Annotated in this window: 16 protein-coding genes; 9 read left to right on the forward strand and 7 right to left on the reverse strand. The window is 69.3% G+C overall.

The features are described from left to right. Nucleotides 1-2: 2 nt before the first annotated feature. Complete coding sequence (locus tag ACFQRI_RS21105) at nucleotides 3-515, forward strand: flavin reductase family protein (protein WP_380671277.1); 513 nt, start codon at nucleotides 3-5, stop codon at nucleotides 513-515. 201 nt (nucleotides 516-716) lie between these two features. Further along, the gene (locus tag ACFQRI_RS21110; protein WP_380671279.1) at nucleotides 717-1,991 is read left to right on the forward strand and encodes a benzoate/H(+) symporter BenE family transporter; all 1,275 of its coding nucleotides are present in this window, start codon (nucleotides 717-719) and stop codon (nucleotides 1,989-1,991) included. A 77-nt stretch (nucleotides 1,992-2,068) separates the two neighbouring features. On the opposite strand, the gene ACFQRI_RS21115 is transcribed toward ACFQRI_RS21110, so the two are convergent. Further along, nucleotides 2,069-2,947, reverse strand: coding sequence for a MurR/RpiR family transcriptional regulator (locus ACFQRI_RS21115; RefSeq protein WP_380671281.1), 879 nt, complete (start codon nucleotides 2,945-2,947; stop codon nucleotides 2,069-2,071). Nucleotides 2,948-3,100: 153 nt separating this feature from the next. On the opposite strand from ACFQRI_RS21115, the gene ACFQRI_RS21120 reads away from it, so the two are divergent. Both ACFQRI_RS21120 and ACFQRI_RS21125 read left to right on the forward strand, forming a co-directional pair. Continuing rightward, nucleotides 3,101-4,333 (forward strand): metal-dependent hydrolase family protein, encoded by a 1,233-nt coding sequence (locus tag ACFQRI_RS21120; RefSeq protein WP_380671283.1) that lies wholly within the window; start codon nucleotides 3,101-3,103, stop codon nucleotides 4,331-4,333. A 70-nt stretch (nucleotides 4,334-4,403) separates the two neighbouring features. After that, entirely contained in the window at nucleotides 4,404-5,825 is a 1,422-nt protein-coding gene (locus ACFQRI_RS21125) for a sodium:solute symporter family protein (protein WP_380671285.1), read from the forward strand. 402 nt (nucleotides 5,826-6,227) lie between these two features. On the opposite strand, the gene ACFQRI_RS21130 is transcribed toward ACFQRI_RS21125, so the two are convergent. After that, complete coding sequence (locus tag ACFQRI_RS21130; protein WP_380671287.1) at nucleotides 6,228-6,473, reverse strand: hypothetical protein; 246 nt, start codon at nucleotides 6,471-6,473, stop codon at nucleotides 6,228-6,230. Between the two features lie 142 nt (nucleotides 6,474-6,615). Here ACFQRI_RS21130 and ACFQRI_RS21135 point away from each other — a divergent pair, with 142 nt between their 5' ends. From ACFQRI_RS21135 to ACFQRI_RS21145, 3 genes are all read left to right on the forward strand, one after another. Beyond that, complete coding sequence (locus tag ACFQRI_RS21135; protein ID WP_380671289.1) at nucleotides 6,616-7,032, forward strand: CBS domain-containing protein; 417 nt, start codon at nucleotides 6,616-6,618, stop codon at nucleotides 7,030-7,032. A gap of 250 nt (nucleotides 7,033-7,282) precedes the next feature. After that, complete coding sequence (locus ACFQRI_RS21140) at nucleotides 7,283-7,756, forward strand: carboxymuconolactone decarboxylase family protein (RefSeq protein WP_380671291.1); 474 nt, start codon at nucleotides 7,283-7,285, stop codon at nucleotides 7,754-7,756. A 342-nt stretch (nucleotides 7,757-8,098) separates the two neighbouring features. Next, nucleotides 8,099-9,307, forward strand: coding sequence for a metallophosphoesterase family protein (locus ACFQRI_RS21145; RefSeq protein WP_380671293.1), 1,209 nt, complete (start codon nucleotides 8,099-8,101; stop codon nucleotides 9,305-9,307). 80 nt (nucleotides 9,308-9,387) lie between these two features. Here the strand turns inward: ACFQRI_RS21145 and ACFQRI_RS21150 are convergent, their stop codons facing one another. Beyond that, nucleotides 9,388-10,287, reverse strand: a complete 900-nt coding sequence (locus ACFQRI_RS21150; RefSeq protein WP_380671475.1) for an MIP/aquaporin family protein — start codon at nucleotides 10,285-10,287, stop codon at nucleotides 9,388-9,390. A gap of 259 nt (nucleotides 10,288-10,546) precedes the next feature. Here ACFQRI_RS21150 and ACFQRI_RS21155 point away from each other — a divergent pair, with 259 nt between their 5' ends. After that, on the forward strand, nucleotides 10,547-10,924 hold the full coding sequence (locus tag ACFQRI_RS21155; protein WP_380671295.1) for a CrcB family protein: 378 nt from the start codon (nucleotides 10,547-10,549) through the stop codon (nucleotides 10,922-10,924). 139 nt (nucleotides 10,925-11,063) lie between these two features. On the opposite strand, the gene ACFQRI_RS21160 is transcribed toward ACFQRI_RS21155, so the two are convergent. Genes ACFQRI_RS21160 through ACFQRI_RS21170 form a run of 3 tightly spaced genes read right to left on the reverse strand, consistent with a single transcriptional unit; the run spans nucleotide 11,064 to nucleotide 15,651 of the window. Beyond that, a complete protein-coding gene (locus ACFQRI_RS21160) occupies nucleotides 11,064-13,103 on the reverse strand; it encodes a bifunctional aldolase/short-chain dehydrogenase (RefSeq protein ID WP_380671297.1) in 2,040 nt (679 codons plus the stop codon). Nucleotides 13,104-13,150: 47 nt separating this feature from the next. Next, the gene (locus ACFQRI_RS21165) at nucleotides 13,151-14,593 is read right to left on the reverse strand and encodes a xylulokinase (protein ID WP_380671299.1); all 1,443 of its coding nucleotides are present in this window, start codon (nucleotides 14,591-14,593) and stop codon (nucleotides 13,151-13,153) included. Continuing rightward, nucleotides 14,590-15,651, reverse strand: a complete 1,062-nt coding sequence (locus ACFQRI_RS21170) for an NAD(P)-dependent oxidoreductase (RefSeq protein ID WP_380671301.1) — start codon at nucleotides 15,649-15,651, stop codon at nucleotides 14,590-14,592. Before ACFQRI_RS21170 ends, ACFQRI_RS21165 begins: the two co-directional genes overlap by 4 nt. Before the next feature lie 78 nt (nucleotides 15,652-15,729). Between ACFQRI_RS21170 and ACFQRI_RS21175 the strand changes: the two genes are divergently transcribed. Further along, nucleotides 15,730-16,479: a DeoR/GlpR family DNA-binding transcription regulator gene (locus ACFQRI_RS21175; RefSeq protein WP_380671303.1), complete on the forward strand. Its 750-nt coding sequence runs from the start codon at nucleotides 15,730-15,732 to the stop codon at nucleotides 16,477-16,479. Between the two features lie 7 nt (nucleotides 16,480-16,486). On the opposite strand, the gene ACFQRI_RS21180 is transcribed toward ACFQRI_RS21175, so the two are convergent. Further along, nucleotides 16,487-17,773: an MFS transporter gene (locus tag ACFQRI_RS21180; protein WP_380671305.1), complete on the reverse strand. Its 1,287-nt coding sequence runs from the start codon at nucleotides 17,771-17,773 to the stop codon at nucleotides 16,487-16,489. Between the last annotated feature and the right edge of the window lie 167 nt (nucleotides 17,774-17,940).

The following is a 17,940-nucleotide window of genomic DNA, read 5'->3' on the forward strand; positions in this document are numbered from 1 at the left end:
CCATGACTCAGCGACTGGTCGACCCCGCCACGATGCGCCAGACGATGGGGCGCTTCGCCACCGGTGTCGCGGTCATCACCACCGAATCCGACGGCGTTCCGCACGGCATGACCATGAACTCGTTGACCTCCGTGTCGCTGGATCCGCCTCTGCTGCTGGTGTGCTTCAACCACGGCGCGCGCAGCGCCGCGGCGGTCACCGCCTCGGGACGCTTCGTCGTCAACCTCCTCTCGCAGCGGCAACAACCGATCGCACTGCGGTTCGCACGACGCGGCGAGGACCACTTCAGCGGCCTGGGCCTGGAGTACGGCGACCACGGCGTCCCGGTGGTGCCGAACGCCCTGGCCCACCTCGACTGCGCGGTCGACCAGACCGTCGAGGCCGGCGATCACACGGTGGTCTTCGGCAAGGTCACCGACGTGTGCACCCGGGATGGCGACCCGCTCGGCTTCTACCAAGGTCGCTTCAGCGACATCACGCCCCACGGCGCCGAACCCGAGCACTGGTTCTTCTGATCGCCGTCGCCCCGAGCCGGTGGTCTCCCGGCTCGGGGCCACCCCGGCACCCCTACTCGCGACGACGTTCTCGCGTGTTCGGATCCTCACGGCGTTCCACGCCGCTGGTCACCGCACCGACGTCACTGGGCCGGACGCGTCGGTGCCCTCCGAATCAGCCGACCTGCACCCGCGCGATGCGGTCTGACGAATGGATCACGCATGTCCCAGAGCATCGAAGACCACGAGATCGGCGGCTCCGGCGAGTCGGACCGGCTCATCGAGCCCGGCCCGGGTTATCGCGCCGGGCTGCGGGCCCTCCCGCGGTCCCTCGACTTCTCGACGATCGGTGCCGGCGTCGTCGCGGCGGTCTTCGGCTGCACCGGCCCCGCGCTGATCGTCGTCAACGGCGCCAACGACGCCGGACTCACCACCGCGCAAACGGTGTCCTGGGTCAGCACCGTCTACTTGGTCGGCGGGTTCATCTCGCTGATCATGGCGCTGTACTACAAGCAGCCCATCGTCGGTGCCTGGAGCATTCCCGCTGCGGCGCTGGTGGTCTCCAGTTTGGCCGACCACTCGCTCCCGGAGATGGTCGGCGCCTACTTCACCGCGAGCGTCCTGGTGCTGCTCCTCGGCCTCTCCGGGTTCGTCCGCACCCTGGTGCGTTGGCTCCCCATGCCGATCTTGATGGCCATGATCGGCGGTGTCCTGTTCAAGTACGCGCTCAACATCATCGGTGCCGCCGAAACCCGACCCCTGCTCGTCGGTGCTGCCGTCGTCGGGTTCCTGCTGCTGAGCCGCTTCGTCAAGGCGGTCCCCGGGGTGATCGGTGCCCTGGTCTTCGGCATCGTCGCGGCCGTTCTCACCGACTCGTTCGCATCGGCCCAGGTCGGCGCCGAGCTCGCCCTGCCGACGTGGGTCGGCGTCGAGTTCGACCCGCTGACCATGTTGGGCGTGGGAATCCCGCTCGCACTGGTGATCCAGGCGGAGAACATCCAATCGATGGGCGTCCTCATCGCGGAGAAGTACAGCCCTCCGGTCAACAACATCACCGTGGTCAGCGGCGCTGCCAGCCTCCTCGTCTCCGGGTTCGGCGGTCACAACGCCAGCATCGCCGGTCCGATGACCGCCATCTGCGGCTCCGATCAAGCCGGTTCCGACCACGACCGGCGCTATGCCGCAGCTGTCGTCAACGGGATCATCTTCGTCACGTTCGGCTTGTTCGCCAGCATCGCCGTGGGGCTGGTCAGCGCGCTCCCGAGCGAACTCATCTCCACCGTCGCCGGACTGGCGATGTTCGGCGTCCTCATCATCGCCTTCCGGGGAGCGTTCTCCCAGGGACGCTACAAGCTCGGCGCCCTGGTCGCCCTCGTCGTCGCCATGGGCGACGTCACCATCTTCGGCATCTCCAGCCCCTTCTGGGCACTCCTCGCCGGAGTGGGCGTCTCCCTCATCCTGGAGTTCGGCGACTTCAAGACCCGCTCGCACAACTGAGCAGTCGAACACGGGTGCGGAGCTCAGCGGCCCGCTCGGGAAGCCGAAGCGGGCCGCCTCGGCCAAGGACCGGTTCATCAGTCATGTTGTCCTGGGCGGTTTCGCATTGGTTGATCCGCCATGAGGTCGAGGCGGTGCCAGGCGTCCTCGCACTCGGCCAGGGCGGCGCGGACCCCCTCGGTGTCCGCGGCGGCGATTTCGGCGGCGATGGCGTGGGCGGTGGTCAGTGCCGCTGCCATCGACGGGAAGAGCGAGGCCCCTTCGCTGGGGACGATCACGACGTGGTCGCCGGCCGACGCCAGCGGCGTGGAGCGCTGGTCGGTGATGACGCAGATGGTGACGCCGCGGTCTTTTGCGAGCTGCGTGGCGGCCAGGATCTCGCGCGGGAGACGCCAGACGTTCACGACCAGGAGGCAGTCTCCTGGCTGGAGCTTGAGGATCTGATTTACGCGGATCGTTCCACCGGTGCCGTCGCAGGTGATGTCGACACCCATGAAACTGGCCATGTGGGCGAGAACGATTCCGGGCGCGAGGAAGCTGCCGGAAGCGATGATCAAGGTTCGTCCCGATCGGCGAATCGTGTCGGCAACCGTGCGGACGGTGTCGACGTCGACCGTCCGGGCAGCGAGGGCGATGTTGTCGGCGTCCTGCTGGAACGCCGACTGCACCGGGTCGCCCGCGGAATCCGCGTGTTCGGTGAGCACTTCGCTCGCTCCGAGGCTCCCCAGGTAGCGGTTGCGGAGCTCGAGCTGGAGATGCGACCAACCGCTGAACCCCAGCCCCTGAGCCGTTCGCGTGACCGTCGAGATGTTCACGCCTGCCCGGTCGGCGAGGTCGCGCGCGGTGGCGTACGACGCGAATCGGGGTTGTGAGTTGAGCACCCGGACCACCCGCGACGCCTGTGTTCCCAGCGGGTTCTGGCGAACGAACTCATCGATCCAGGTCTCAACGGACATCTGCGGTTCTCCCGTGCGGTTCCAGGGGCGAAAGACCCCAGCATGACGCAACCGATCTGTGCGCAACAAGCATTGCGTATGAATCATCATGCACCTTACTGTTGCGTCGATCGTGTGGTGCCCACCACACGCGCTCGACAGCGGGAGTGCTAGATGACCAGGTTGTTGCTCACCGATGCGCATGTCCTAGACCCCGAGGTGGGGAGGCTTTCCGGCCTCTCATGGATCGAGGTGACCGACGGCCGGATCGCGGAGGTCGGCACCGGGCGGCCCCCTTCGGCGCCCGACGATGTGCCTGTCCTGCCGCTCGCCGGGGCCACGGTGTTGCCCGGCCTGATCGATGCTCACGTGCACGCGATGTTGACCTCGGCAGACGCGCACGCGGTGGCGGGTTGGCATGCCTCCTACAGGACCGCACGTGCCACCTCGGCCCTGGCCGCGATGCTCGGGCGTGGGTTCACCACCGTGCGCGACACCGGCGGAGCCGACCACGGTCTGGCGCTGGCGGTGGAGGAGGGGGTGATCACCGGCCCCCGGATCGTTTACGGCGGCAGCGCGATCAGCCAGACGGGTGGGCACGGCGACTTTCGAACCCGCGACGAGGACTCCGTCCCCTGCTGCCAGTCCAAGGTCGGGGGCCGGATCGCCGACGGCGTCAGCGAGGTGCGGCGCGCTGCCCGCGACGAGCTGCGCAAGGGCGCGAGCCACATCAAGATCATGCTCTCGGGCGGGGTGGCCTCTCCCACCGACGAGGTGAGCGCCGTGCAGTACTCCGAGGAGGAGATCCGGGCTTTCGTGGAGGAGGCGACGAACACCAACCGATACGTCACCGGGCACGCCTACCACGCACGGGCGATCGACCGGGGCTTGAGGAACGGCGTGCGGTGCATCGAGCACGGAAACCTTCTGGACGACTCCAGCGTCGAACTGTTCCTGGAGCACGACGCGTGGTTGGTGCCGACCCTGATCACCTACGACCGACTCGCCGCTGAAGGGCCGGAGTACGGCCTGCCGGCGAACTCCCATCGCAAGGTGTACGAGGTGCTCGACGCCGGTCTCACCGCGTTGGAGAAGGCACATCGAGCCGGGGTCAACCTGGCCTACGGCACCGATCTGCTCGGTGGGATGGGCGTCTACCAACTTCACGAGTTCCGGGTGCGCGGTCAGGTGCAGCCCGCCGCCGACGTGATCCGTGCAGCGACCGTCCACGCCGCCCGTCTGCTCGGCCTGGAGGGCGACGTCGGCGTGGTCGCCCCGGGCGCCCGCGCGGACCTGCTCGTCGTCGACGGGAACCCGCTGGAAGACCTGGAAGTGCTGGTCAACGCGGAGGAACGTCACCGCTGCGTCGTCCAGGGCGGTCGGATCGTCGCGGACCGACGCCGCTGATCTCGAACCGGAACCACGCTCAGCGACATCGATTCCCCGGGTCGGTTCGGCCCGGGAACTTGGAGGGGCAGTGCAGACCGTTCACCTGGTCGTTCTCGTCGTCTACCTCGCCGTGATGCTCCTGATCGGCGCCTACTTCTCGCGATCGAGCCGGGTCAGCACCGGCGACGACTTCATCTTCGCCGGACGCGCGCTCCCGCGGCCGGTGCTCGTCGGGACGCTGCTGGCCACCTGGGTCGGATCCGGGACGATCGTCGGCGGGGCGAACTTCGCCTATAACTACGGGCCGCTCGCGTCGATGCTGTTCTCGGCCGGTACCCCTGTCGGCATCGTGGTTCTCTACTTCGCCGCCGCGAAGATCCGCGCGCTGTCGAAGTACACCGTGCCGGAACTCCTGGAAGCCCGGTACGGGATCGGAGTGCGGATGCTGGGCGCGGTGGTCATCCTGCTCGCCTACGTCGGAATCACGGCCTACCAGTTCATCGGCGGTGGGCACATCATCAGCCTGCTCACGCCACTGTCGCAGGCGCAGGCCACCCTGCTGGTGGCAGGCGTCGTCACCTTCCTCGCCGTTGGTGGTGGACTGCTCAGCGTGGCGTGGACCGACGCGGCCTCGGCGCTTCTGATCGTGGTGTCCTTGCTGGTCAGCGTTCCCATCGTGATCTCCCAGATCGGCTCTCCGGTCGACTACTGGAACCAGCTCTCGGCATCGTCGCAATCGCTGACCGGCGGTCTTTCCACGATGCAGCTGCTCGGATACTTCCTGCCGCTGCTCCTGCTGATCCTGGCGGACCAGAACCTCTACCAGCGGTTAACCGCGGCCCGCGACCAGGGCACCGCGCGGAGCTCGACCACCGGTTTCTTCATCGGTGCGTTCGTCGTCATGATCCCGGTCGGGATCCTGGCCTCGGCCGCCTCGATCCTGCTGCCGAACCTGGAGTCAGGGGACACCGCGGTGCTGTCCCTCGCCTCCGAGGGCCTCGTCCCGACCGTGATCGGCGGGATGGTCCTGGCCGGAGCCCTGGCCTTCATCATCACCACCGGCACGTCCTTCATGCTCTCCGTCGCCGGCAACGTGGTCTACGACTTCTACGTCCGGCACGCATCCCGAGAGGTCTCGGAGAAGGCGCGCCTGAAGCTCCACCGACTGGCCGTCATCGGCATCGCGTTGCTGGCCTACCTGCTGGGAAAGTTCTTCCCGAGCGTGCTGGAACTGCAGATGCACTCGTACACGATCTACGGTGTTGCCATCACGCCGGCGGTACTGGCCGTGCTCTTCTGGCAGCGAGTGACCAAGGTCGGGGCGTTGGCGAGCATGGTCGTCGGGACGAGCGCAGTGCTGATCTGGGAGTTCGCGCTGAACAAGCCGAACGACTGGAACTCGGTGCTCATCGCGCTGCCGCTCTCGGTGCTCGCACTCGTGGCCGGGAGCCTCGCGAGCAAGCCGCTCGAAACCGAGCAGGTGCAGGTCGACGAAGCGGGAGAGCGCTGAACAGCGGTCTAGCGGCGGGTTGCGTAGCAGCAGCCCGGGCCGCTCGGCGCCTGCACGGGGTGGCCCGGCCTCGCTGATGACAACCTCGTCCATGGGTTCCGGTGATGTGAGGCGAGCATGTCTTCGAGGCAGTCGGCCGATATGGGGCTGCGCCGTCAGAACGGCGCAGTCCGAACCGCGGCCCCTTCACCGCCGACTGCCCACCGAGCGCCGGGTGCCGTCGAAGCGCTCGGCATACGTGGCAGACGAGGTCGTCGTCGAGCCGGCTGGCGCGCAGGTGCGGAACAGGCCTCTTCGAGGTGCACGACATCGACCTGGACGGCATCTGGTATGTCCGATCCCGATGGCAGGCCGCCCGCCTCGCCAAACCACTGTCCATATGGGACGACGGCGGCGCGTCGATCACAGCAACGCTGGTCGACCACCATCCGACCGCGCCAGCCTTCGGGCGTCGCTTCGACACCCCGACGGGTCCGTCGTGGTCTCCGGCGACACGACCGTCAGCAGAATCTGCTCGATCTCGCAGATGCCTGCGGCGGCCGAGGTGATCGGTGATTTCGAGCAGGTCATCGGCGTGCGCGCGCATGTGCGGGACTTCCGTTCGCGCGGGCCGAACTCCTCGTAGGAGGAGCGTCCGATGCTGGCCACGTCGCGAGGTTCTCTGCTACCGGCGTGGGCGAGCTGGACTCGCTGGTGGTCGTGCCTGCGAGGTGTTGTGGCCCGTGCGGTCGGGTAACCCGCGGAGTGCGGGCCCGTTGTTGAGCGCACGCGACATCTTGGAGGAAGAGCGATGACTGCCGCGCGAGACATCATGCATGTCGGGGCCGAGTGCGTCCGCACCGATCAGAGTGCGGCTGATGCCGGTCGCATCATGGCCGAGAAGAAGGTCGGTGCACTCCCGATCTGCGGTCCCGACGACAAGATCAAGGGCGTGGTCACCGACCGCGACGTGGTCGTCAAGGTGGTGGCGCAGGGCCGCGATCCGAGCACGTTCCCGGCTGGCGACCTGAACCAGGCCGAGGCCGTGACCATCGGGGCCGACGACAGCATCGAGGAGGTGCTGTCGACCATGATCCATCACCAGGTGCGCCGCTTGCCCGTGATCGACGGGAGGGCGCTGGTCGGCATGATCGCCTTGGCCGACGTCGTACGCAACGTTCCTGCCGAACAGGCCGGGAAGTTGACCGAGGCCCTGTCGATCGACTGACGAACTCCTCCGCCGAGTCGGGGAGGAGGCGCTCTGGTCCACCGCAGATCGGCCGGTCGATGATCCCCTCGTCGCGGGAACGATCTGGGTTCGATCACGTTCTCGGCCCCGATCGGCATCACCATCGACGTCGGGCTTCCGCAGCACCGGACGTCGCGGAAGCCCACGGCGCAGGGTGCCCTGTCACAACTCGCCGGTCCGACGCGTCAAGGGTGTGTAACGCCAGCCGACGGCAAGGGAGCACACCACCATGGAACCTCGCCTGAACCCCTTCACCAGCCCGGTCCTGGGCAAGGTCTTCAAGCACATCATCGCCGCGGCGAAGGAGCTCGAGGACTCGGCCTTGCCGGCGTCGACGCAGGAGCTGGTGAACCTCCGCGCCAGCAAGATCAACGGCTGCGGTTTCTGCACCGACATGCACTTCAAGGACGCCCTGCAGATCGGGGAATCAGCGGAGCGCCTCAACCTGGTCGCGTCCTGGCGGGAGGCGACCGTGTTCACCGAGGCAGAGCGCGCGGCGCTGGAGCTGACCGAGGAGGCCACGCGCATCGCCGACGCGGCCGGTGGCGTTCCGGACGAGGTTTGGGCGAACGCCGCCGAGCACTACGACGAGGACCAGCTCGCCGCGCTGGTGGGCGCCATCACCCTCATCAACGCGTTCAACCGCGGGAACGTCGTGCTCCAGATGCCCGCCGGCGATTACCAGCCCGGTCAGTTCGGGTGATCGGAAGTGCCGTCCGAGGCCTCGGTCCCGAGGTCTCGGACGGCACGTGATCGCAGGACTGCTGCGCGAGGACCGCTTCCGCGAAGATCATCTCGCGTGGGTCTCGCCGACCCGTCGCGCGGGAATTCGCGCGCTGCTCAGACGACGAGCGCAGCCGCTGCGCGGCGGCCGGCTCGTCGGCATTTCCACTCACCACCCGGGGCGGACGACACGGAGTCGTCCGCGATCCGTCATGCGCGGTTCATCGGCGCTACGTGGCCCGATCGGCGGCCTGCTGACTAGCGTCGACTGGCCGCCGCATCGAACCGCGAGCGGCCTCGACCCCCGACGGTGAAGGTGATCATGACCGCGCAGAACCCGTCCACGACCGGTACCGAATCCACCACCGCGCGGTCCGGGCTCGCGCGCCGCGACGCGATCAAGCTCGGTGCCGCGGCCGCGCTCGCGACGACCGGTGCCGTCGTCGCGCCCCAGTCGGCGGTGGCGCAGCAGCAGCGGAACGCACCGCTGAAGTTCCGCCCGGACGGGACCTACAAGATCGTCCAGTTCAACGACACCCAGGACGACGAGCAGACCGACCGCCGCACGGTCGAGCTGATGGAGAAGGTCCTGGACTCCGAGCAGCCCGACTTCGTCGTGATGAACGGCGACAACATCGCCGGCGGCTGCGAGTCCGGGCTCGAGATGAAGCAAGCGATGAACAACGTGGTGCGGCCGATGGAGGACAGGAAGATCCCCTGGGCGATCACCTTCGGCAACCACGACGAGGACTCGACGCCGCAGGGCGGGATGGACGAGGCCGACCAGCTCGACTTCTACCGGTCCTACCCGTGCAACCGGAACCAGCCGAGCCCGGACGCCGTCACCGGCACCGCGAACAACAGCCTGCTGATCCAGGGCTCGCGGACCTCGGACCCGAAGTTCAACCTGTTCCTGATCGACAGCGGGCGTTACGCGCCCGAGGAGATCGCCGGTCAGAACATCGAGGGCTATCCCGGCTGGGACTGGATCCGGATGAACCAGATCGAGTGGTACGCCCAGACCTCGAGGGAGGTCGAACGCGAAGCCGGACGGCTGGTGCCGGCGCTGCTGTTCATCCACATCCCGCTGTGGGAGTACCGGTTCATGTGGTGGGGCAGCGTCGACGGCCGCACCGCCGCCGACCACGCCCGCGGGGTGGACCGGCACGGCATCGTCGGCGAGCGGAACGAGGACGAGTGCCCGGGCCCGTTCAACAGCGGGATGTTCTCGGCGATCCTCGACCGCGGAGACGTCAAGGGCGTCTTCTGCGGGCACGACCACGTGAACACCTACTCGGGTGACTACTACGGGGTGCTGCTCGGCTACGCGGGCAACGCCGGGTTCGGCACCTACGGCCTGCCCGGCGCCGAGCGGAACCGGTTGCGCGGCGCGCGGGTGTTCGAGCTGGACGAGAACACCGAGAACGTCCTGGTCGACACCCGGATGGTGTGGGCGAAGGACTTCGGCATCGATCTCACCGCCGACGACCAGCCGATGGAGCCGTTCCCGCTGCCGCCGCACCAGCGCTGACGAGCCGCACCGAGGCCGGTGGTGGACCTCCTGCGGCGTCGGCGGAGAGGCGCGGCAGCCGGGCAGTCAACCGCAGGAGGTCACTCGGAACTCGGCTCCCCTTCGGTGGTTCGCCCCGGTTCCGGACCCGTCACGCGGGCGGCGACCACGTGCCCGATGAACAGGTCGTAGACGATCGCACCGACCACGCCCCCGACCAGCGGGCCCACGATGGGGATCCAGAAGTAGAAGCTGAACCATTCATACGTCCCGGGCAGGGCTATATCCCCCCATCCGGTGAAATACGCCCAAAGGCGAGGGCCGAAATCGCGCGCCGGGTTGATGGCGTAGCCGGCGTTGGGGCCGAAGGTCAAACCGACCGTGGTGACCACCATGCCGATCAGGAACGGACCGAGGTTGGCCGTCGGAGCTGTGTTCCGCGAATCGATGAGCGCGCAGATGAGCATCACCAGAACTGCTGTTCCCACGATTTGATCCAGCAGCGGACCCCACCACGATCCGCCGAAGTACTCCGCGGGGAACGTCGCGAAGATCGCGAACGTGTCCAGGGATTGGGCTCGACCCACGCCGGCCTGGGCGTTGAACGCGTCGATGGCCCAGCTGTACACGGAGTACACCAGGGCGGCGGCGACGAAGGCGCCCGCGACCTGGGCGATCATGTACGGCACGACCTTCAGCCACGAGAATCCCCTGCGCACGGCGAACGCGAGCGTCACAGCCGGGTTGATGTGCGCACCGCTGACGCCGCCTGCGACGTAGACGCCGAAGACCACCCCGAATCCCCAGCCGAACACGATGATGAGCCAATTCGCCGCGCCGAAGGCGTCCGCTTGCCGTCCCGAGCCGGGCAGCCCGGCGACGGCGACCGCGACCGAGGCGCAGCCCAGCAGGATCAGCACGAACGTGCCGAGGAACTCGGCGAGCATTTCTCCCCCGAGCCCTTGGCGATAACCTTGCCGGCGTTGTGGTTGCTCAGCCATCGAAGCTCCCCTCCCAACCATTTCCTTGCCCAGCCGCCGCGTTATTGCGATCGGCAAAGGACACCGTAGGCCTCATGAGGGGATGCCGCGCGAAAAGCGAGAAGTGAATCTGTTGCACTTGTTCTGGATGATGCGGTCCGCTGGTCATCCGAAATAGGGAAGCGCACCTGCTCTCGGTGCGACTCGGGGAAAGATGCGCCTCAATTGGACGGCATCGAGAAGGACGATTGCTGACGAGACACCAGTTCGAGGCGGTGCGATGACGAACACCCTTGCGATGCTCCTCGGCGGCATCGGCGGGACGCTGCTGCGAATGCTCGTCCAACGAGTTCGCCCGGATGACGACGGCGTGCTGCGGTGGGACGAGCTCGTGGTCAGCCTGGCCGGGGCGTTCCTGCTCGGCGCGTTGACCGGTGCGGCCCTCGCGGCTTCGGGCCCCGGCGAGGAGACCCGCGCGGGGTTGGGCATCGGTGCGGGCAGCGCGCTGTTCACGTACTGCGCGTTCAGCCCGCACGCGGTTCGGCTGATCTCCGGAACCGATGGTCGGCGCTCGGTGATCGCAGCGGTCGTGCACGCGTTCAGCGCTTTCGGCGCCGCGATCCCGGGAGTCCTGGCAGCGATGTGGCTCGTGGGGTAGCCGATATTGCACGAGGCCCGCCGCTACGAGTTGAGCGGGCCGAGTGGATTCGCAGGGCAGATCGAGCGGTGCTGCCTCCCGCCCGGGCGGCTGCGGGGGACGGGGCACATCCCCCGCAGCCGGCTGGCGACCGGCTGGCTCAGCGCAGGAACGCGCCGACCACGCCGGAATCGACCGGGACGTGCAGCCCGGTGGTGTGGGTCAGGTCGCCACCGGTGATCGCGAAGACCGCTGCCGCGACGTGTTCGGGCGTCACCTCACGCTTGAGCAGGGTGCGCTGCGCGTAGAACGCGCCGAGCTCCTCCTCCTCGACGCCGTAGACCGCGGCCCGCTGCGCGCCCCAGCCTCCGGCGAAGATGCCCGATCCGCGCACGACGCCGTCGGGGTTGACGCCGTTGACGCGGATGCCGTGCTCGCCGAGCTCCGCGGCGAGCAGGCGGACCTGGTGGGACTGGTCGGCCTTGGTCGCCCCGTAGGCGACGTTGTTGGGGCCGGCGAACACCGAGTTCTTCGACGAGATGTAGACGATGTCGCCGCCCACGGCCTGCTCGACCATGGCCTTCGCCGTGGCCTGCGAGACCAGGAACGAGCCCTTGGCCATCACGTCGTGCTGGAGGTCCCAGTCCTTCTCGGTGGTTTCCAGGAGCGGCTTGGAGATCGACAGGCCAGCGTTGTTGACCACCAGGTCGATCCCGCCGAAGGCCAGGACGGTGGTGCCCACCGCGGAGCGGACCGCGGCGCCGTCGGTGACGTTCGCGGTGATGGCGATCGCCTTGTCGCTGCCGCCGATGCCCGCGGCGGTCTCCTCGGCGGCGCCGACATCGAGGTCGGCGACCGCCACGCACGCTCCCTCGGCGGCGAGCCGCTCGGCGATGGCCTTGCCGATGCCCGAACCCGCTCCGGTCACCAGCGCGATGCGGCCCGCCAGGGGCTTGGGCGGTGGCATCCGCTGCAGCTTGGCCTCCTCCAGGGCCCAGTACTCGATGCGGAACTTCTCGCTCTCGGGGATCGGCTCGTAGGTCGACAGCGCTTCGGCCCCGCGCATCACGTTGATCGCGTTGAGGTAGAACTCGCCGGCGACCCGCGCGGTCTGCTTGTCCTTGCCGAAGGAGAACATCCCGACACCGGGCACCAGCACGATCGCCGGGTCGGCGCCGCGCATCGCGGGGCTGTCGGCGGTGGCGTGCCGCTCGTAGTAGGCGCGGTAGTCCTCGCGGTACCCGGCGTGCAGCTCCCGGATCCTCGCGACGACGTCGTCCAGCGGGGCCGTGGCGGGCAGGTCGACCACGAGCGGGCGCACCTTGGTGCGCAGGAAGTGATCCGGGCACGACGTGCCCAGCGCGGCCAGCGGGACGAGCTTGTCCCGGGACAGGAACTCGAGCACCGCGTCGCTGTCGTCGTAGTGGCCGACCTGCCGCTGATCGGTCGAGGCCAGGCCGCGGATGATCGGTGCCAGCTCGGCGGCGCGGGCGTGCCGCTGCGCTTCGGGCAGGGGCTCGAAGCCGGGCACGACCGCGCCGAAGGGCTCCGTCCTGCCGTGCTCGGCGATGTGCGCGGCCGCGGTGTCGATGATCCACCGCGAGTTCTTCTCGGCTTCGTCGGAGGTCTCGCCCCAGGCGGTGATGCCGTGACCGCCCAGGACGCAGCCGCGGGCCTGCGGGTTGGCCGCCTTGATCTCGGCGATGTCCAGCCCGAGCTGGAAGCCGGGGCGCCGCCAGGGGACCCAGACGACCTGGTCGCCGAAGATGGTCTCGGTGAGCCGCTCGCCGTCGGCGGCGGTGGCGATGGCGATGCCGCTGTCGGGGTGCAGGTGGTCGACGTGCGCGGCGTCGACCAGGCCGTGCATCGCGGTGTCGATCGACGGTGCCGCGCCGCCCTTGCCGTGCAGGCAGTAGTCGAACGCGGCGACCATCTCGTCCTCGCGGTCGACGCCGGGGTAGACGTCGACCAGCGAGCGCATCCGATCGAGCCGGAGCACCGCCAGCCCGCTCTCGGAGAGCGTGCCGAGATCGCCCCCGGAGCCCTTGACCCAGAGCAGCTCCACCTCCTGGCCGGTGACCGGGTCGGTCGCCGCGCCCTTGGCGGAGGTGTTGCCGCCTGCGTAGTTGGTGGTCGTGGGGTCGGCACCCAGCCGGTGCGACCGCGCCAGCAGATCGGCGATCACGGATTGCTCGGACACTCGAGTACTCCTCGTCGGTCGGGAATTCGTCGGGAAGAGCGGATTTCTCAGGACGGGTCAGATGCGCGGGCGCGGTTGAGCTCGCGGACCCTCGCGAAGTGCTCGCGCCGGAGCGCGTAGCGCTCGTGCAGCTCGGGATCGGGCGCGAACTCGTGCTCGATGTCGGCGGCGAACCGCTTGAGATCGGGGAGGTCGTGGACTCCCACGGCCAGTCCGGCCAGGTACGAGGCGCCCTGCGCGGCGCCGTGCCCGACTCGCGGCCGCTGCACGGGCACGCCGAGCACGTCGGACTTGATCTGCAACCACGCCGCGGAAGCGGACCCGCCACCGGTGCTCAGCAAGCGGGCAACGGCGAACCCGCGTGCGCGCAGCTCGGCGACGTCGTCGGCCAACGCCATCGCGTTGCCCTCCAGAACGCTGAGCATGAGCTCGACGCCGTCGGTGTTGAGGTCGAGGCCGTCGACGATTCCGCGGGCTGCGGCGTTCCACGTGGGGGTGCGCTCGCCGGCGAAGCTGGGCACCGTGGTCAGCCGCGACGGCCGCTGCCGGGCCAGCAGCTCGGCCGAATCGCGCAGGTCCTGGCCGGCGAGCCGGTTCACCCAGTCCACCGTGGCACCGGCGGTCACCTGCGCCGTGATCAGCAGGTCCAACCCGGGGACGCAGTGCCGCTCGTGGATGAAGCCGGGCACGCGCGTGCCGGAGGGGACGGCCAGCATGGTGGCGCTGGAGAAGCCGGTCATCTCCACCAGCGGCCCGCCGGCCTCGAGAACTCCCGCTTCCAAGGCCGATCCGACCGAATCGACGCCGCCGGCGACCACGGGAGTGCCTTCGGGGATGCCCGTTTCGGCCGCGGCCCGGGAGGTCACGGCGCCGACGACGTCGGTCGTCGCGACGATCTGCGGCAGCAGCTCTATCCCCAGGCCGCGTCCCAGCAGCCGCTCGTCGAACGCGCCCGCCGCCTCGTCGAATCCCTGCATGAGCGACGCGGAGGAGTCGTCGAGCGCGGCGCGGCCGGTCAGCAGCCCGGCGACGTAGCCGTTGGCCGAGACGACGTGGCGGGCGCGGGCGGCGACGCTCGGCCGGTTGCGCAGCAGCCACGGCAGCTTGGCGGTGCCGAAGAACGGATCCGGGCCGTTGCGGTGCCCGGGTGCGGTCCGCTCGATCTCCGCGGCCTCGGCACCGGCCCTGCGGTCCAGCCAGGTCAACGCCGGTCCGACGGAGCAACCTCGCTCGTCGACCGGGACCAGGGTCGGCGACTGGCTGGTCGCGGCCACCGCGAGCACCCGGTCCTCGGCGACCACCGCCGCGGTGGCCGACGTGATCGCGCTCCACCAGCTGCCCGGGTCCTGCTCGGCTCCGCTGCCCGCGACGTCGACCCGGGTGTCGTAGCGCGCGGTCTCCGAGCGGACGAGCTGGCCGTCGAGGCCGGTGGCCACCACCTTGACGCCGCTGGTCCCGACGTCGATGCCCAGCACGATCGAGGACGTCATGACGTCACCGCCCGCGGCCGAACCGGGTGCAGCGCGGGTTCGCCGCCGAGGTAGCGGCGCAGCTCCTCGGCCATGCCGCCGGCGGCTCGGCGGGCCGTCTCCCTGCTCGCGCCCGCCACGTGCGGCGCGAGCACCACGTTGGCGCCCTCGTCGGCGAGCTGCAGCAGGCGCAGGGACATGTCGACAGGCTCGGTCGGGAACACGTCGACCGCCACTCCGCCGAGCTGTCCGGTGGCCAGCGCCTCGGCTGCGGCGGCGTAGTCCACGAGTCCGCCGCGCGCGGCGTTGACCAGGATGGCGCCGGGACGCATCAGCGCGATCCGCTTGGCGTTGACGACCTGCTCGGTCTCCGGGGTCAACCGAGCGTGCACCGAGAGCACGTCGCTGGTGGAGAACAGCTCGTCCAGGTCGGCGCACCGGCGGGCTTCCGGGAGCGCACCGGCGGGCAGGTAGGGGTCGTGCACGACGACCTCGGCACCCATGGCGGCGACGATCCGCGCCACGTGCTGCCCGACCGCGCCCGCTCCCAGCAGCCCGATGGTCGACCCGGAGATCTCGCCGCCGACCACGTCGTGGCGGTAGAAGTCCCCGCGCCACTCGCGGCGCAGCAGGCTCCCGTGCAGCGCGGGCAACCGACGCAGCGCGGCGAGCAGCAGGGCCAAGGTCATCTCGGCGGTCGCGATGCCGTTGCGCCCCGGGACGTTCACGATGCGCACGCCGCGCGCGGCGGCGGCCTCGACGTTGATGTTCACCGGCCCGCCGCGCCCGACGCCGATGAACTCCAGCTCCGGAACCGCGGACAGCGCGCGCTCGGTGATCGGGGCCAGCTGCGTGACCAGGCCCCGGTGCCCGCGGAGGGCGTCGATCAGCTCGTCCTCGCTGCCGGAGGCCTCGTCGACCTCGGCGACCGCGCCGAACGGCTCGTCGGGCCACGGGAGCTCCAGCTCGCTCACCGCAGCTCGGGAGCCGAGCCGGTCGGTGATCTCCGCGCGGAAGATCGCCGACCGGATGAACCGGTCTCCGGCTGCGAGGACGGGGAATGGCGGGCTGGGACTCATGCGGGTCCTTCCTGCGGTGAGCGGCTCCGGCGTGGTGGTGCCGATGCCGGCTGTCGAGCGGGTCATACGATGCTCTTCGTGAAGAGTCTGGCCATGGAGGAACGAATCGAGTGGCTGCGCGCCGAGCTCCGATCCGCCGGATCGGTCTCCCTGAGCGAAGCGGCGGAGGCCCTCGGGGTCAGCGAGATGACCGTCCGGCGCGATCTGCGGCAGCTGGAGGACGAGGGCGTCGCGCGCCGGATGCGCGGCGGAGCGCGCCACGCCGAACCCGTCAGCTTCCAGCACCGCGACAGCGCCAGGGCGGGGGAGAAGCGCCAGATCGCCGAGAAGCTGCTGCCGCTGGTGCCCGACCAGGGTCTGGTCGTGCTCGACTCGTCGACCACGATGTACCGGCTGGCCGCGCTGATCTCCTCGGCGGCCGGGCTCACCGTGCTCACCAACAACATCCAGACCTTCCAGGTGCTCCAGGGGCGCCCTGGGGTGACCCCGGAGCTCACCGGGGGCCAGTTCGACGAGCGCAGCGATTCCCTGGTGGGACCGTTGGCCGCGGGCACGGTCGAGCAGCTCACCCCCGACGTGTTCTTCGCCTCCACCGGCGGCATCGACTCGGCGACCTGCTTCGAGTCCACGGTGGAGGAAGCGGCCCTGAAGAAGGCCTGCGCGCGGGTGTCGCGTCGGATCGTGATCGGGGCGGACTCCGCCAAGCTCGGGGTTCGGGACCGCGCCGCCTCGGTGGCCCTGGACGACGTGGCCGCGCTGTGCACCGAGCTCGAACCGGACGACCCGCGGCTGGCCGAGCACCGGCCGCGGGTGCGCCACCTCATCTGAGGGGTCGTCACGCCGGTTCGCTCGCCCGCTGCTCGGGCTCGCTGGCGGCCAGCGCGTTCTGATCGACCTTCATCCGGAAGCTCAGCCCGAAGCCGATCAGGTAGGTAGCGGCCAGCGCCAGCACGGTCCCGGTCGTGCCGACCCGGTCCCACAGCACGGTGACCAGCAGCGATCCCACGAACTGCGAAGCTCCGGCGGAGAGGTTGAGCAGCGCGACGGCCTGTCCGCGGCGGTTCGGCTCCAACGCGGGCATCAGCGCCGACAGCGGGACGTAGGCGGCGATCGCGACGCCGAAGACGATCACGGCGCCCGCGGTCAGCAGCGCGTTCGGTCCCGCCAGCACGGGCGTGAAGTAGAGCAGCAGCGTCGCGGCGCACATGCCGAGGCCGCCGAACCAGCGGATGGTGCGCACCCAGCCGACCCGGTCGCCCAGCACGCCCCACATGAGGTTGGTGAACACGGTGACCAGGTAGACCAGGCTCCACAGCTGCAGCCAGCGCTCCTGGCTGAAACCGATGTCGCGGACGAAGACGATCGGCAGCATCACGATGAAGCCGTAGAGGGAGAGCTGGTTGATGACCCGCTGGATCATGCCGTAGGCCAGCTGGACGTTCTGGAACGGCATCCGGAGCGTTTCCACGAGCGTGAGCCCGAGGCCGCGCAGCGTGCGCTCGCCGGAGATCGAGGGGCCTCGGCCGCGCACCAGGAACGTCGCCATCAACCCGCCCACGGCGATGAAGCCGATCGCGCTCCAGAGGGTGGTCACAGCACCGATCCACGGGATCGTGAGGCTGGGGAGGTAGGAGCCGAAGACGCCGACGCCGAGCGAGTAGGAGCACCAGAACCAGCCCATGGCCGAGGACATCCGGTGCTGCGGGGCGGCGTAGGAGATCCACACCACGAACCCGAAGACGAACATCGGGTAGGCGATCGCGCGGATCGCGTACATGAGCACCATCAGCGGGTAGTTGTGCTCCATCACGCCGAAGAGCATGAAACCGGCGTGGAAGACGACCCAGCCGACGGTGGCCGCCGCCATGACCCGGCGCGGCCCGTAGTGCTCGGCCAGGACGCCGGAGGCGAAGGCGGCGAACGCGACGACCAGTCCGTAGACGGTGAACAGCGTCCCCGCTTGCGAGGTGCTGAAGCCGGCCTGGGTGACCAGGTAGTCGGAGAGGAACGCCTGTTCGAGGCCGTCGCCGGTCATGAAGAAGGCGATGGCGACGTAACCCCACAGCAGCGCTGGGGACAGTCCCAGGAACGAACGAGATGCCGACGGCGGTGTCGGGGTCATGCGCGGGCTCCTTCGAGAGGTACGAGGCGGCGTCGCCGCGAGGAGCACACTCTGACACATCTTGTGATGTTTTGTTAAGAGGTGTTCAAAGAACAACTTGGCGCGCCGGTGCGCTGCGCGAACGCAGGCGCGGGCGCGGGCGAGGGGGAGCGGGGTGGTGCTCGATC

This window comes from Saccharopolyspora griseoalba, assembly GCF_042665275.1.
GTDB classification, from domain to species: domain Bacteria; phylum Actinomycetota; class Actinomycetes; order Mycobacteriales; family Pseudonocardiaceae; genus Saccharopolyspora; species Saccharopolyspora griseoalba.